Here is a 14,952-nt window from a genome sequence, read left to right as displayed (position 1 = left end):
GCCCACGGGTGCCGCAGCGGGAGGCGCAATGATTTTGATCGTGATGGGAGTATCGGGCGCTGGCAAGACGCTCATCGGCGAGCAGCTGGCCGAGCGGCTCGGCTGTGGTTTCATCGACGGCGATACGTTTCACAGCGCGGCGAACAAGGACAAGATGGCGCACGGCATTCCGTTGACCGACGACGACCGTTGGCCGTGGCTGGCTTCGATACGCGAGGCGATCCTCGAGGAAGAGAACGCGGGTGAGACGGCCGTGTTCGGCTGCTCTTCGCTCAAGCGCGAGTACCGCGACGTGCTGCGCGGCGGCGTACCGCCGGACGGCCGCGTGCATTTCGTCTATCTGAAGGGGTCGTTCGCCGTGCTGCACGAGCGGCTCGGCGCGCGTTCCGGGCATTTCTTCGATCCGGCGCTGTTGCAGAGCCAGCTCGATACGCTCGAAGAGCCGGGCGAGGATGAGGCGATCACGGTCAGCATCGAACCGGCACCCGAGGCGATCGTCGACGAGGTGCTCGCGCGGTTGAAGACGATCGGCGCGTCTTAAACCAGGGCCGCTACGGGAGGCGTCGCCGCGAGCGCCACGCGGTCGGGGCCTGGAGCGGCAACGCGGGCAACGGGAGAATCCTGGTCAGGCGATCCGTTTCGCCAGTTCCACGGCCTTGCCCGTGTACGATGCCGGGGTCATTGCCGCGAGGCGTGCCTTCGCATCGTCGGGAATCGCGAGTTGAGCGATGAACTGCTGCAACGCCTCGCGCGTGATGCCCTTGCCGCGTGTCAACTCCTTCAATTGCTCGTACGGGTTTTCGATGCCGTACCGGCGCATCACCGTTTGCACGGGCTCGGCGAGCACTTCCCAGCAGTTGTCGAGATCCTCGTTCAGGCGCTGCGGATTCACTTCGAGTTTATCGAGACCGCGAATCAGCGCGTCATAGGCGAGCAGCGAATAGCCGAGCGCGACGCCCATGTTGCGCAGCACCGTCGAATCGGTCAAATCGCGCTGCCAGCGCGACACGGGCAGCTTGTCGGCGAGGTGGCGCAGCGTCGCATTGGCGAATCCGAGGTTGCCTTCGGAGTTTTCGAAGTCGATCGGATTGACCTTGTGCGGCATCGTCGACGAGCCGATTTCACCGGCTTTCGTTTTCTGCTTGAAGTAGCCGAGCGAGATATAGCCCCAGACATCGCGATCGAGGTCGAGCAGGATCGTATTGGCGCGCGCGACGGCGTCGAAGAGTTCCGCCATGTAATCGTGCGGTTCGATCTGGATGGTGTAGGGATTGAACGTCAGCTTCAACCGCTTTTCGACCACCTCGCGCGAGAACGCTTCCCAGTCGAACTCGGGATACGCCGACAAATGCGCGTTGTAATTGCCCACCGCGCCATTCATCTTGCCGAGAATCCGCACCTCGGCGATCCGCTCGATCGCGCGGGCCAGACGCGCCGCCACGTTGGCGATTTCCTTGCCGAGCGTCGTCGGGCTCGCGGGCTGGCCGTGCGTGCGCGAGAGCATCGGTTGCTCGGCATGCGCGCGTGCCAGCGCGACGAGCCGGCTTTCGACCGAACGCAGCGCGGGCAGGATCACGTGCTCGCGTGCGCCGGCGAGCATGAGCCCGTGGGAGGTATTGTTGATGTCCTCCGACGTGCAGGCGAAATGAATGAATTCGCTTGCGCGCTCGAGCTCGGACTGGCCTTTGACCGATTCCTTGAGCCAGTACTCGACCGCCTTCACATCGTGGTTCGTCACGCGCTCGATCTCTTTGATCCGCGCGGCATCGTGGGCCGAAAAGCGTTCGACGAGCTGCAGCAGGAACCGCTCCGATTCGCCCGAAAAGCGCGGCACTTCGGCGAAGCCCGCGTGCGAGAGCGCGATGAGCCAATGCACTTCGACGGTGACGCGGTGGCGCATGAAAGCGGCTTCGGACAGCCAATCGCGCAGGGCTTCGGTCTTGGCGGCGTAGCGGCCGTCGAGCGGTGAGAGTGCGGTGAGGGCAAAAAGGGTATCGGCGCGGGTATCGGACATGATGGGGCGACGGAGCGCAGCAAGCGCCCGTTCGTAAGCGGCAAGGGAATCGCGCATTTTACCATCGAGCGGGGACGTCGCCGCCGAGCGGGACCCGCCGCTTGTGTCTCCGGCTACCGGTTGCCGCGTCGCCAAAGAAAAAGGCATGCGTTGCCGCATGCCTTGCAAAGAATGACGCGCGCGTAGTGCGCGAACCGGACTCAGTCGCCCGCTGTGGCGGTGCGACCGATGCTGGCCGTTGCCGCGGGGGCCGCGACCGGTGCGCCCGGCGCCGCCCAGACGAGCCACTGTGCGCGCAGCGCGAGGACGGCCAGGCAGGCGCAGGCGGCGAGCGCGCCGAAGGTGGCGAAGCCCATCTGGTAGCTGCCGGTGCTTTCCTTGGCGATGCCCATGACAACCGGCAGATAGAAACCGCCGATGCCGCCCGCGGCGCCCACGACACCCGACAAGAGGCCTGTCTTGCCCTTCCAGCGATGCGGCACGAGCTGGAACGTCGAGCCGTTGCCCAGTCCGAAGGCGAGATACAGGCACACGAGGATCGCGATGCCGCCGCTCAACGGCGGCATCCATGCCGCGAACAGCAGATCGGCGGCGGAGATGACGGCGAGCAGGACGACGAGGGCGCGCACGCCGGTCACGCGATCGGCCAGGTAGCCGCCGAGCGGGCGTACCATCGCGCCGAGAAACGCAAGCAGCGACATGAACAGGCCGGCTTCGAGTTTGGGCATTTGATAAAGGTTCGTGAGCAGCAGCGTCACATACGACGACATGCCGACGAAGCCGCCGAACGTGATGCTGTAGACCAGCATGATGACCCACGTGTCGCGTTCCGCCAGCACGCTCCGGTAGCGCGCCGGCAACAGCGCGATCGCGCCGATCGCGCCGAGCACCGGCAGGAGCAGCAGGCCGGTCTTGCCCGTGCCGAACACACCTGCTTTCACCGCGAGCACGAGCACGATGAGGCCGGCGAGCGTGGCGATGAAGCTGCCCGTTGCGCGCAGCGTACTGCCGGTCTTTTCGCCGCGGTCTTCCGCCCATGCGAAGACCGCGAGGCCCGCGATCGCAAGCAGCGGCAGCGCCGCCGCGGTGGCCATTTGCCAGCCGAGCACAGCCGCGACGCGCGGGAACAGGAACCCGTCGAGCACCGCGCCGATGTTGCCGGCGGCGGCCAGGCCGAGCACGAGGCCCTGGACTTTCGGGGGATAGCTGCTGCCGGCCATCGGAAGCGCGACGGCGAAGCTCGCCCCGCCCATGCCGAGAAACACGCCGAGTACGAGCAGGAGTGTGTAGCTGGGCGCTGCGGGCCAAAGCGGCAGCACGATCGTCGGTAGCGCGGACAGCAGCACGCCGACGAGCGCAATGCGCCGTCCATTGGTCGATTGATAGAGGTTGCCGAGCGTCACGCGCAAAATCGCGGCGGCCAGTACCGGGACGGCGACGAGAAAGCCTTGCTGCGCGGCCGTCATCGCTATGTCCTTGCCGATGAACGGGGCGAGCGGGCCGTAAAGGACCCATACGGTAAAGCCGGTATCGAAATACAGGAAACAGGCAAGCAGCGATCGCCAGTTGCCGCTCTGTAGCGCGTGTTGCAGATTCTTCATGACAGCCTCGCGGGTGATCGGAGAAAGATGCGCCTTGTTATTTTGCAGTGCAGCGCGACGGCGTGATTACGCAAGGGCCGTGCCATGTCGCTGCCTCACCGGAGGCACGGCCGCGCGAGGCGCGTGAGGGTTGGCTCGGTGGGAACGCACGGCCGGCCCCAGGCGCAGCGGGCGCACCCCGGCTGCATTGGTGCGCGGCCCGGCCATGCGCACCTGCCGTGCGCAATCGGCACTGCACCCGTGCGTGGTGCGCGCCCCGATGGTGCGCCGCGCCAATCTTCTACATAAACCGGCAGCTGCCCTCGGCGGGGGCGCGACGGAGCGGATACCGGCGACAGTACAATGCGAGGCGTTGCCGCCGCGGCGGTGTTTGCCCGATGCTCGTATGGAACTGAAATGGCTCGAGGATTTCGTCTCGTTGGCGGAGACGCGCAGCTTCAGCCGCTCGGCCGAGCTGCGGCATGTGACGCAGCCGGCGTTTTCGCGGCGCATCCAGGCGCTCGAGGCGTGGCTCGGCACTGAGCTCATCGACCGCTCGGTTTATCCGACGCGACTCACGCAGGCCGGTGAGGTGTTCTACGAGCAGGCGCTCGCAATGCTTTCGCAGATGCACGAAGCGAGAATCGTGCTGCGCGGGCATATAGGCGCTCCGGCGGCGACGATCGAATTCGCCGTGCCGCACACGCTGTCGCTCACCTATTTCCCGCATTGGCTGCAGCGTATCGAGGCCCGCATGGGGCCGGTGCATACGCGGCTGCGGGCGCTGAACGTGCATGATGCTGTGCTGTCGCTCGTCGAAGGCGGGTGCGATCTCGTCATGGGCTATCACCATCCGAGCCATCCTGTCGCGCTCGATCCGGGCCGGTACGACATGCTGACGCTCGGCTTCGAACCGATCAGTCCGTTCTCGGCGCCGGTGCGCGCGGGCCGTCCCCGGTACCAGTTGCCGGGCACACCCGAGACGCCGGTGCCTTACCTGTCCTATACGCAGAACGCGTATCTGGGGCGGATGACAGAGGTGATTGTCGCCAAGGCACCGGAGCGGCTTTATCTGGACCGCATCTATGAGACGGACATGGCCGAAGCGCTGAAGGCCATGGCCATCGCCGGACACGGCGTCGCGTTCCTGCCGCATAGCGCAGTGGAGGACGCCGTGGCGGCGGGCGCGCTGGTGCGGCTCGATCGCCCGGCGCGCGGCGTGGCGGCGGATCGTTTCACCCTGACGATGGAGATCCGCCTTTACCGTGACAAGCTTGCCGTTGCCGGCGAAGATCCGCGCCATGCGCTCGTGCGCCAACTTTGGGAGGTGGTGGCGAACGAGCTGCGAGGCGGTCCGGTCGAGGCGCCCCGCATCGACTGATCGACTGCCCGTAGCGGTTGCCGTGCGGCTCGCTCAGCCGTTCAACGAGGCTTTGATTTCAGTCAGTCGCTCGACATGATCGGGATTCGTGAGTCCGAAGTACTGGGCGACACCTTCTACTGTCGCATTGGGTTGCCGGACTGCCATTGCCGCCGGGCCGTCGGTGCAAATCTGCCCGAGCTCCTGGACGGCGTAGGGGTCTGTAATCCCGTATCGCTGTGCCATGACGTTCACGTTGTATCCGTGGGCTACCGCTGCTCTCGCCGCGACGAGCGAGGCCCTCGCAGGCGAGATTCCATAGTGGTTCGCGATTGCCTGAACGTCTCCGGCTAACGCGCCCGCGCCCCGTAAGGCATGGCCGGCCGCGCCTTCAATGGCGGCATCTTCGAGCAAGGATGTAACGGTGACTGTAATGCCGTGCCGGCTGGCCACTACGAGCACATTTTCACCGCGCGCTACTGCCGGACCCGCGCTGGCTTGGATTACCCGCCTCTCCAATTCGAACTGCTGACCGCGGTCCAGAACCAGCCGATTGGCGAGCTCGCCTACGGGCTCACCCCTTTGCAGCGCGGCAACCTTCGCCAGCTCCCACTTCAGTTCAGGGACATCGAAGCCGTATTGTCTTGCCACTTGATCGAGCATCTGTGCCTGATGCAGCGGGTGATGACGTTCGACGGCTGCCATCGCAGCATAGCCCCGCAGCATCTCTCGGTTTGCGTCGCTGAGGCCATAGCGCTCGGCAACGGCTTCGTAATGGGCCTGGGGCGACTGGATGACATCGCGGCGGGCAAGGCTCTCCAGCGCGTATTGCTGCAGCGCTGTGAGCGACGCATCATCGGTGATCCCGTAACGTTGGGCGGCGCTGGCCACCTTCTCCCCGCGAGCGATGCAGCCTTGGACGGCACACCACTTCAACGCCACGACATTGTTGGTTTCGAAAATGCCGAACTCTTGCGCGGCAGCCATGAAGTTGCCCGTTTCGAACGCCCTTCGGCCGGCCGGCCCCTGGACGGAAATCGCTTCGAGCCACGAGATCGTCATCGGATCGGAAACACCCTTGGTCTGCGCAACCGCACGAACGTTGCCGCCTTTTTCCACGAGGCTTTGCGGCGACTGCAGCAACTGCGCAAGCCTGCCCTGTCCAACTGGAGGTCGCGGGCGCTGCGGCGCCGGTGGGGCACCGTAGTAGGGGGCTTGAGGGGGGGCGCCCGGCGGGACGGGAGGTGCGCCGTAGACGGGGGCTTGCGGTGCCCCAGCGGGCGGCCCACCATAGTACGGAGCCTGAGGCGGCAAGGGCGGCCTGGGAGGTACATTGCTGCCTTGCTGCGCGCCAAGCTTGCCGAACACGGCGTCCACCCCTCGCTGTGTCCTGTCGCGCAGCGCATCGATCAGCGGTTGATTGGCAGGAGGCTGCGCCGGCGGAGGTGGCGCCACGCCGGGGCCGTGCTGCGGGGGCTGCTGAGGCGCTTGCGGCGCGTTGAGGCGTGGATCGGATCGAGGGTCGATCGGGCCGCCCACCGAGTTCGTCATGATTTCTCCAGACAGCGTTGACTGCCGTCACTTGTAACATTGCCACCTTCGCGGCAATTCGCGCTGTGCGAAGAAGCGACCTCTGCGCCGCAGCGTGTGGCCTTCATGTTCAGACCGGAGATTGACAACGGCCATCGCCACGTTATGCAAAAAACACATAACGCAATGACCATACGGCATTGGATTTCAAAAAGCGGTTTTCCGACAATGGCGCTCATTCCGTGACCGTTGGAGTCTTCATGTCATCGCCACTGCCGTCAGACGCACTTACGCAATCCATCCCTTCGTATCTGCATGCTGACGATCTGGGTCCCTGGGGCAATTACCTGCGTCAGGTCGACCGCGTCGCGCCGTATCTCGGCTCGCTTTCCCGCTGGATCGAAACCCTCAAGCGCCCCAAGCGCATCTTGATCGTCGATGTGCCGATCGAGCTCGACAACGGCACCGTCGCGCATTTCGAAGGCTATCGCGTTCAACACAATGTCTCGCGCGGCCCGGGCAAGGGCGGCGTGCGCTATCACCAGGATGTGACGCTCTCGGAAGTCATGGCGCTCTCCGCCTGGATGTCGGTGAAGAACGCAGCCGTGAACGTTCCCTACGGCGGCGCGAAAGGCGGCATCCGCGTCGATCCGCGCAAGCTTTCGCGCGGCGAACTCGAGCGGGTCACGCGTCGCTACACGAGCGAGATCGGCATCATCATCGGGCCGAATACGGACATCCCCGCGCCGGACGTCAATACGAACGAGCAGATCATGGCGTGGATGATGGACACGTACTCGATGAACCAGGGCCAAACGGCCACGGGCGTCGTGACGGGCAAACCGATCACGCTGGGCGGCTCTCTGGGCCGCCGCGAAGCGACCGGGCGCGGCGTGTTCGTGGTGGGTACGGAAGCCGCGCGCCGGGTGGGCTTGAGCATCGAAGGCGCGCGCGTGGCCGTGCAGGGCTTCGGCAACGTGGGCGGCATCGCGGCGCGCCTGTTCCAGGAAGCCGGCGCCAAGGTGATTTCGGTGCAGGATCACACTGGCGCGCTGCATCGGGCGAGCGGTATCGATACCGTCGCGCTGCTCGAGCATGTTGCGAAAACCGGCGGCGTCGGCGGCTTCACGGGTGCGGACCCGGTCAGCAGCGACGAATTCTGGACGATCGAGACCGACATCCTGATCCCTGCCGCGCTCGAAAACCAGATCACCGAGAAAAACGCGGCCAGGATCAAGACGAAGATCGTCGTCGAAGGTGCGAACGGTCCGACGACGACCGCGGCGGACGACATCCTCCACGACAAGGGCGTGCTGGTCATCCCCGACGTCGTGGCCAACGCGGGCGGCGTGACCGTGTCGTACTTCGAATGGGTGCAGGATTTCTCGAGCTTTTTCTGGACCGAAGACGAGATCAACCAGCGCCTCGAGCGCGTCATGCGCGAAGCGTTCAACGCCGTCTGGCAGGTGGCGAGCGAAAACAAGGTTTCGATGCGCACCGCGGCGTTCATCGTGGCGTGCAAGCGCATCCTGATGGCGCGTGAAATGCGCGGGCTTTACCCCTGATACCGGTTATCCCGGGAAGCTTTTCCCCTGTTGTCCGGCATGCCGCGCACGAGGCGGCGCTGCCGGCACCTCGACGCGGGCGACATCGATCGGTGTCGCCCGTTTCCTCGTCCAAGCGGGCACGAGACTCGCCGTGCGAAAAGGCATTTGCGCAAATCCGATGCTTTCAAAAAGGTAACTTGATACACTGGCGCCGGTTCTGGCCAAAGGAGATCGCCACAATGAAGATCAAGAAGACAGCTGTATTGTTTGCCGCCGTATGCACCCTCGTCGCAGGCAGCGCGTTCGCGCAAGACTCGGGCACGCTGAAAAAAATCAAGGACACGGGCGTCATCGCGCTCGGCCACCGCGAATCGTCGATTCCGTTTTCCTACTACGACGAGAAGCAAGACGTCGTAGGCTACGCGCGCGACGTTCAGATGGCGGTCGTCGATGCGGTCAAAAAGAAGCTCAACATGCCGAACCTGCAGGTGAAGAATATCCCGGTCACCTCGCAAAACCGTATTCCGCTCGTGCAGAACGGCACCGTCGATATCGAATGCGGCTCGACGACGAACAACAAGGAGCGTCAGCAGCAAGCCGCTTTCTCGGATACGTTCTTCGTGATCGGCACGCGGCTCATGACGAAAAAGGATTCGGGCATCAAGGATTTCGACGATCTGAAGGGCAAAACCGTCGTGACGACGGCTGGTACGACGTCCGAGCGTCTGCTGCGCAAGATGAATCAGGACAAGAACATGGGTATGAACATCATCAGCGCGAAGGATCATGGCGATTCGTTCCATACGCTGGAATCGGGCCGTGCCGTCGCGTTCATGATGGACGACGCGCTGCTCGCGGGCGAGCGCGCCAAAGCGCACAATCCGGGCGAGTGGGTGATCGTCGGCACGCCGCAGTCGCGTGAAGCGTATGGCTGCATGATGCGCAAGGACGATCCGGCATTCAAGAAAGTCGTCGACGATGCGATCGCCAAGTTCGAAACATCGGGCGAGGCGGACAAGAGCTACAAGAAGTGGTTCGAATCGCCGATTCCGCCGAAGGGGCTCAATCTGAACTTCCCGGAAAGCGAGGACATGAAGGCGCTGTTCAAGAACCCGAACGACAAAGCGATCGATTGATCGGCACATCCGCATCGGTTGGAAGTTGAATCGAACGGAAGGGGCCTCGCTCCTTCCGTTCTTTTCGTTGGAGTCTCATCATGTCCTATCACTGGAACTGGGGCGTTTTGCTTCAGCCCGTGTCGACCGGCGAGCCGACGACCTATCTCGGGTGGCTGCTTTCCGGCATGCGCGTGACGGTGACCGTGTCGCTGTCCGCCTGGGTGATCGCCCTCATCGTCGGTTCGATCGTCGGTGTGTTGCGCACGGTGCCTAACCGTCCGCTATCGGGATTCGCGACCGGCTATGTCGCGGTCTTCCGTAACGTCCCGCTCATCGTCCAGTTTTTTATCTGGTATCTCGTCGTTCCCGAGTTGTTGCCCGTTTCGATCGGCACGTGGTTCAAACAGTTGCCGCCCAGCGCGCAATTCTTTTCGTCGTCCATCATCTGTCTCGGCTTGTTCACCTCCGCGCGCGTGTGCGAGCAGGTTCGATCCGGCATCGAGGCGTTGCCGCGCGGGCAGCGTGCCGCGGGTCTCGCGCTCGGGCTCACGCAATGGCAGACGTACCGTTACGTGCTGTTGCCGGTGGCCTACCGGATCATCGTGCCGCCGTTGACTTCCGAGTTCCTGAACGTCTTCAAGAACTCGGCCGTGGCCTCGACGATCGGCCTGCTCGATCTCTCGGCGCAAGCCCGGCAACTCGTCGACTATACGGCACAGACCTACGAGTCGTTCATCGCGGTCACGCTCGCTTATGTCGTCATCAACCTGGTCGTCATGGGCATCATGCGCTTCATCGAACATAAGAGCCGCCTGCCCGGCTATATCGGAGGCAAGTGATGCATCAATTCGATTGGAGCAGCATAGCGGGGGCGTTGCCGACGCTGTGGAGCGGAGCCATCGTCACGCTCGAGATCACGGTGCTTGCGATTGTCGTCGGCATCGTGTGGGGCACCGTGCTCGCGCTGATGCGCCTGTCGGGCGTCGCCCCGCTCGGCTGGTTCGCGAAGGGCTACGTGACGGTATTCCGTTCGATTCCGCTCGTCATGGTGCTGCTGTGGTTCTTCCTGATCGTGCCGCAGTTCCTCCAAAGCGTGCTCGGGCTGTCGGCCAACATCGACATTCGGCTCGCCTCGGCCATGGTGGCGTTCTCCCTGTTCGAGGCCGCCTACTACTCGGAAATCATCCGTGCCGGGATTCAGTCGGTCTCGCGCGGGCAGGTCAACGCATCGTTCGCGCTCGGCATGACTTACGGGCAGTCGATGCGCTACATCATCCTGCCGCAGGCGTTTCGCGCGATGGTGCCGCTGCTGCTCACGCAGGCGATCGTGCTCTTTCAGGACACGTCGCTCGTGTATGTGATCAGCCTCGCGGACTTTTTCCGCACGGCTACCAACATCGGCGATCGCGACGGCACGATGGTCGAGATGGTACTGTTCGCGGGCGCGGTTTATTTCGTAATTTGTACGCTGGCGTCGAGCCTGGTCAAAGTACTCCGTAAAAAGGTCGCAAGATGATTTCGATCAAGAACGTTTCGAAGTGGTACGGGCAATTCCAGGTGCTCACCGATTGCACGACCGAAGTGAAAAAAGGCGAGGTTGTCGTCGTGTGCGGGCCGTCGGGCTCGGGAAAATCGACGCTCATCAAGACGGTCAATGGCCTCGAGCCGTTTCAGCAAGGCGATATCGTCGTCAACGGGCAGTCGCTGAACGACAAGGGCACGAACCTCTCGAAGCTCCGCGCCAAGGTCGGCATGGTGTTTCAGCACTTCGAGCTCTTCCCGCATCTGTCGATCACCGAGAATCTGACGCTTGCGCAAATGAAGGTGCTCGGCCGCTCGAAGGACGAGGCCAGGGTGAAGGGCCTGAAGCTGCTCGATCGCGTCGGCCTGCAGGCACACGCCGACAAGTATCCTGGCCAGCTCTCGGGCGGTCAGCAGCAGCGTGTGGCGATCGCGCGAGCGTTGTCGATGGATCCCGTCGCCATGCTGTTCGACGAGCCGACTTCGGCGCTTGACCCCGAAATGATCAACGAGGTGCTCGACGTGATGGTCGAGCTCGCGCGCGAAGGCATGACCATGATGTGCGTGACGCACGAAATGGGATTTGCGAAGAAAGTCGCGCACCGCGTGATCTTCATGGATCGGGGCGCGATAGTCGAGGACGATCGCAAGGAGGATTTCTTCGCGAATCCGAAATCGGATCGCGCGAAAGACTTTCTCGCGAAGATTCTGCATTGACCGCTAGCCGTTGCCGCGGCGATCTACCGCGGCAACGGCGGCAGCCGTTACGACTCGTACGCGGCGATGTCGTCCGCTTCGGCGGCCAGATCGCCGCCCGCGGCAGCGATGCGCGTACTCGAAGCAGTGGGATCGCACGCGGGGTTGCGTGCTTTTTCGAGCACTGACGGCGGCACGGGGATATGGGCCCGCGCGGCTACATCGCCATCCTGGAACATCAGCAGGTCGCCCGGCTCGAACGCCGTCCAAATCTCGTTGTCCGTCAGCGGCTGAGTCGCGATCACCGCGACGCGGTCTTCCGGCGTCGTGTATTGCGCGAAGTCGATCGACATATCGGCGTCGATGAGATGCGCCGTCGAGAACGGCCACCGGCGCACGAGGTAATGCAGGTGCGTCGAGCAGTGAGCGAACAGCGCCTGCCCGTTCGACATCAGGAAATTGAACACGCCGTAATTCGTGACTTCGCGGGTGAGCGCGGTGAGCGCCGCGAACAGATCGTGCAACGGTGGCTGCGCGCATGGAAATGCCTGACGCAGGCCCTGCATGATCGCGCAAAAGGCGAGTTCGCTATCGGTCGTACCTACCGGCTGATAGACACCTGTCAGCGTCGGCCGATAGCCCGCAAGATCGCCGTTGTGCGCGAATATCCAATGCCGCCCCCAGAGTTCACGCATGAAAGGGTGACAGTTTTCGAGCAGGATGTGCCCTTGCGTGGCTTTGCGGATATGGGCGATCGTGTTTTTCGATTTGATCGGATATCGCTTGACCATCTCCGCGATCGGCGAAGTGGCCGACGATTGATGATCGATGAAAAGCCGGCAGGCCTTGTCCTCGAAAAACGCGATGCCCCAGCCGTCGGCATGATGGTCGGTGACGCCGCCACGCGCCGCGAAGCCGGTGAAGGAGAACGTGACGTCCGTCGGCGCGGCGCAGTTCATTCCGAGAAGTTGGCACATGGTACGAGGGCGTGCGGTACGGGCGAGCCGTTTGACGGACCCGCTACAATATATTGTTTGAAGCATATACCGAGCCGCTGACCGAAAAAAGCTAAATCAGTGGCCTGGCGCGGCCCGGCGTTGCGGTTTTCCCACGTTCGTGCGGGCGTCAATATGCCGTTGGTGCTCTTGGCCGCCCCTCGAGGGGCGCCGCTTTTCTCCTGTTTTCCGTTCTGCCGCTGCCATGACTGTCTCTTCGAATTCCTTGCCCGACTCGTTGACCTTTGCCCGCCCCGACGACTGGCATCTGCATCTGCGTGACGGCGCGATGCTTGCCGCGGTGCTGCCGCATACCGCGCGCCAGTTCGGCCGGGCCATCGTCATGCCGAACCTGAAGCCCCCGGTGACGACGACCGAGGCCGCGCGCGGTTATCGCGAGCGCATCCTGGGTGCGCTGCCCGAAGGCGCCGCCTTCGAGCCGCTGATGACGCTGTATCTGACCGACAACACGCCAGCAGACGAAATCCGGCGGGCCAGGGAAAGCGGTTTCGTGCACGGCGTGAAGCTTTATCCCGCAGGCGCGACGACCAATTCGGACGCCGGCGTGACCGATCTGGGCAAGTGCGCAAAAACGCTCGAAGCGATGCAGGAACTCGGCATGCCGCTGCTCGTGCACGGCGAGGTGACCGATCCGTCGATCGACCTGTTCGATCGGGAAAAGGTGTTCATCGATCGCGTCATGATCCCGCTGCGGCGCGATTTTCCCGCGCTCAAAGTGGTGTTCGAACACATCACGACCCAGGATGCCGCCGATTACGTGCGCGACGACGGTGCGGCCGACGGCCAGCTTGGCGCTACGATCACGGCTCACCACCTGCTTTACAACCGCAACGCCATTTTTCAAGGTGGCATCCGGCCGCATTATTACTGCCTGCCTGTGCTCAAGCGCGAAACCCACCGTTGTGCCCTCGTGGCTGCGGCGACGTCGGGCAATCCGCGGTTTTTTCTCGGGACCGACAGCGCCCCCCATGCGAAGGGGGCGAAGGAACATGCTTGCGGCTGCGCCGGCTGCTACACCGCGTTGCACGCGCTCGAGCTCTACGCCGAGGCGTTCGAGCAGGCGGACGCGCTCGATAAGCTCGAGGGGTTCGCAAGCTTTTTCGGCGCAGATTTCTACGGTCTGCCGCGCAACACGGCAAAGGTAACGCTCACGCGCGAGCGGTGGGCGTTGCCGGCCGAATTCGATGCGGGCGACGCTTCCGTCGTGCCGTTGCGCGGCGGCGAGGAAATCGGCTGGCGGCTTGCCTGAGGTGGGCCGGCGCTCGAATGACGACTCGCGGATGATCCCGGGATGAGCCTGCTTGCGAAGGGCGTCGCGCCGAGCGCACCCGCGTTCGCGGGTTTCGAGCGCATCGATTGGGCGGCGCCCTGGCTTGCGCCCTGCGCCGAACGCGGCGCGCGTTGGCAGCGCGTGGCGATCGAGCGCCCGGAGGCCTATCTCGCGGCGCTACAGCAGGACGCCGCCGCAGCCGGCCATCGAACGGGACGGGGCGAGGCGCTCACGTTCATCGCTCAGGCGGATTTGCCGCCGGGGAATGCGTACGAAGCGCATATCGCCGCGACCGGCCGCGTACCGACGCGGGAGAATCTGCACGACTTCTTCAATGCACTGATGTGGTTCATCTATCCGCGCGTGAAGGCCACGCTCAACGCGCGACAGGCGCGGATCATTGCGCGCGACGGCGTGAATGCGAGGCGCGGGGCGGAACGCGACGCACTGACGCTTTTCGACGAGAACGCCGCGCTGTTCGTCGTGGCCGACGCCGAGCTTCGGGGTGCGCTCACCGGATTCGATTGGCGGCGGCTGTTCGTGACCGATCGTACGGCATGGGGCCAGCGATGCGCGGTGCGCCTGTTTGGCCATGCGCTGCAGGAAAAACTGATTGCGCCCTACAAGGGGTGTACGGCTCACGCCTGGATCGTCGACGCTCCCGAGGCCTATTTTTCGTGGACCGCGGCGCGGCAGACCGAGTGGCTCGACGCGACGGTTGCCGATGCGCTCTTGGAGGCGCCGCTTTCCAGCCGCATGTTCGCTCCGCTACCGGTCCTCGGTGTGCCGGGGTGGTGGCCGGCCAATGCGGAGCCGGCGTTTTACGACGATGAGCGCGTATTTCGCCGCGGGCGTCGCGCGGATCGGCAGTCCCGCGCGTGCTAAACTTTCCGGTTGCAAAGCAGGCCAGGCAGTCGCGGCCGTTTCCGGCGTAAGCCGTCGACGGGCGAGGAAAGTCCGGACTCCATAGGGCAGGGTGATGGCTAACGGCCATCCGTGGCGACACGCGGAACAGGGCAACAGAAAGCAAACCGCCGATGGCCCGGCGAAAGCCGGGATCAGGTAAGGGTGAAACGGTGCGGTAAGAGCGCACCGCGGCTGCGGCGACGCAGTCCGGCACGGTAACCTCCACCCGGAGCAATTCCAAATAGGCAGGCACGCATCCTCGGATGCAAGCGGGGCCCCCGTCTCGCCTGCGGGTAGGAAGCTCGAGCGCGTCAGCAATGGCGCGCCTAGAGGAATGACTGCCACGCGTGTGACGCGCCGCAAGGCGCGTCGCGCGTGCACAGAATCCGGCTTA

Annotated in this window: 13 protein-coding genes and 1 other RNA gene; 10 read left to right on the top strand and 4 right to left on the bottom strand. The window is 63.9% G+C overall.

Going from position 1 to position 14,952, the window contains the following annotated elements; all coding sequences use genetic code 11:
- Positions 1-28 precede the first annotated feature (28 nt).
- A complete protein-coding gene (locus VGL01_RS09655; protein WP_331568716.1) occupies positions 29-541 on the top strand; it encodes a gluconokinase in 513 nt (170 codons plus the stop codon).
- Between the two features lie 84 nt (positions 542-625).
- Here VGL01_RS09655 and purB read toward each other — a convergent pair whose 3' ends face one another.
- Together purB and VGL01_RS09645 are read right to left on the bottom strand one after the other, a co-directional pair.
- A complete protein-coding gene (gene purB, locus VGL01_RS09650) occupies positions 626-2,014 on the bottom strand; it encodes an adenylosuccinate lyase (protein WP_331568764.1) in 1,389 nt (462 codons plus the stop codon).
- A gap of 200 nt (positions 2,015-2,214) precedes the next feature.
- Positions 2,215-3,615: an MFS transporter gene (locus tag VGL01_RS09645; protein ID WP_331568714.1), complete on the bottom strand. Its 1,401-nt coding sequence runs from the start codon at positions 3,613-3,615 to the stop codon at positions 2,215-2,217.
- A gap of 385 nt (positions 3,616-4,000) precedes the next feature.
- On the opposite strand from VGL01_RS09645, the gene VGL01_RS09640 reads away from it, so the two are divergent.
- On the top strand, positions 4,001-4,975 hold the full coding sequence (locus VGL01_RS09640) for a LysR family transcriptional regulator (protein ID WP_331568712.1): 975 nt from the start codon (positions 4,001-4,003) through the stop codon (positions 4,973-4,975).
- 33 nt (positions 4,976-5,008) lie between these two features.
- Here VGL01_RS09640 and VGL01_RS09635 read toward each other — a convergent pair whose 3' ends face one another.
- Positions 5,009-6,073, bottom strand: coding sequence for a hypothetical protein (locus tag VGL01_RS09635; protein WP_331568711.1), 1,065 nt, complete (start codon positions 6,071-6,073; stop codon positions 5,009-5,011).
- Between the two features lie 671 nt (positions 6,074-6,744).
- Here VGL01_RS09635 and VGL01_RS09630 point away from each other — a divergent pair.
- From VGL01_RS09630 to VGL01_RS09610, 5 genes are all read left to right on the top strand, one after another.
- The gene (locus tag VGL01_RS09630; RefSeq protein WP_331568710.1) at positions 6,745-8,049 is read left to right on the top strand and encodes a Glu/Leu/Phe/Val dehydrogenase; all 1,305 of its coding nucleotides are present in this window, start codon (positions 6,745-6,747) and stop codon (positions 8,047-8,049) included.
- A 221-nt stretch (positions 8,050-8,270) separates the two neighbouring features.
- On the top strand, positions 8,271-9,167 hold the full coding sequence (locus tag VGL01_RS09625; RefSeq protein ID WP_331568709.1) for a glutamate/aspartate ABC transporter substrate-binding protein: 897 nt from the start codon (positions 8,271-8,273) through the stop codon (positions 9,165-9,167).
- 80 nt (positions 9,168-9,247) lie between these two features.
- The gene (locus VGL01_RS09620) at positions 9,248-9,988 is read left to right on the top strand and encodes an amino acid ABC transporter permease (RefSeq protein WP_331568708.1); all 741 of its coding nucleotides are present in this window, start codon (positions 9,248-9,250) and stop codon (positions 9,986-9,988) included.
- Positions 9,988-10,665 (top strand): glutamate/aspartate ABC transporter permease GltK, encoded by a 678-nt coding sequence (gltK, locus tag VGL01_RS09615; protein ID WP_331568707.1) that lies wholly within the window; start codon positions 9,988-9,990, stop codon positions 10,663-10,665. The genes VGL01_RS09620 and gltK overlap by 1 nt, the downstream gene beginning before the upstream one ends.
- Positions 10,662-11,387, top strand: coding sequence for an amino acid ABC transporter ATP-binding protein (locus VGL01_RS09610; RefSeq protein WP_173255283.1), 726 nt, complete (start codon positions 10,662-10,664; stop codon positions 11,385-11,387). Before gltK ends, VGL01_RS09610 begins: the two co-directional genes overlap by 4 nt.
- Before the next feature lie 47 nt (positions 11,388-11,434).
- Here VGL01_RS09610 and VGL01_RS09605 read toward each other — a convergent pair whose 3' ends face one another.
- Positions 11,435-12,343, bottom strand: a complete 909-nt coding sequence (locus VGL01_RS09605; RefSeq protein ID WP_331568706.1) for a class II glutamine amidotransferase — start codon at positions 12,341-12,343, stop codon at positions 11,435-11,437.
- 223 nt (positions 12,344-12,566) lie between these two features.
- On the opposite strand from VGL01_RS09605, the gene pyrC reads away from it, so the two are divergent.
- The 3 genes from pyrC to rnpB all read left to right on the top strand — a co-directional run.
- The gene (gene pyrC / locus VGL01_RS09600; RefSeq protein ID WP_331568705.1) at positions 12,567-13,631 is read left to right on the top strand and encodes a dihydroorotase; all 1,065 of its coding nucleotides are present in this window, start codon (positions 12,567-12,569) and stop codon (positions 13,629-13,631) included.
- Between the two features lie 42 nt (positions 13,632-13,673).
- Entirely contained in the window at positions 13,674-14,537 is an 864-nt protein-coding gene (locus tag VGL01_RS09595) for a DUF3025 domain-containing protein (RefSeq protein WP_331568703.1), read from the top strand.
- A gap of 13 nt (positions 14,538-14,550) precedes the next feature.
- An RNA gene (gene rnpB / locus VGL01_RS09590) (RNase P RNA component class A) lies at positions 14,551-14,952 on the top strand; the annotation flags it as partial.

The sequence above is a fragment of the Trinickia sp. genome, assembly GCF_036503415.1.
Taxonomy (GTDB): Bacteria; Pseudomonadota; Gammaproteobacteria; order Burkholderiales; family Burkholderiaceae; genus Trinickia.
Note: the sequence above shows the minus strand (reverse complement) of the source record. Positions and strands in the feature narration are given on the sequence as shown.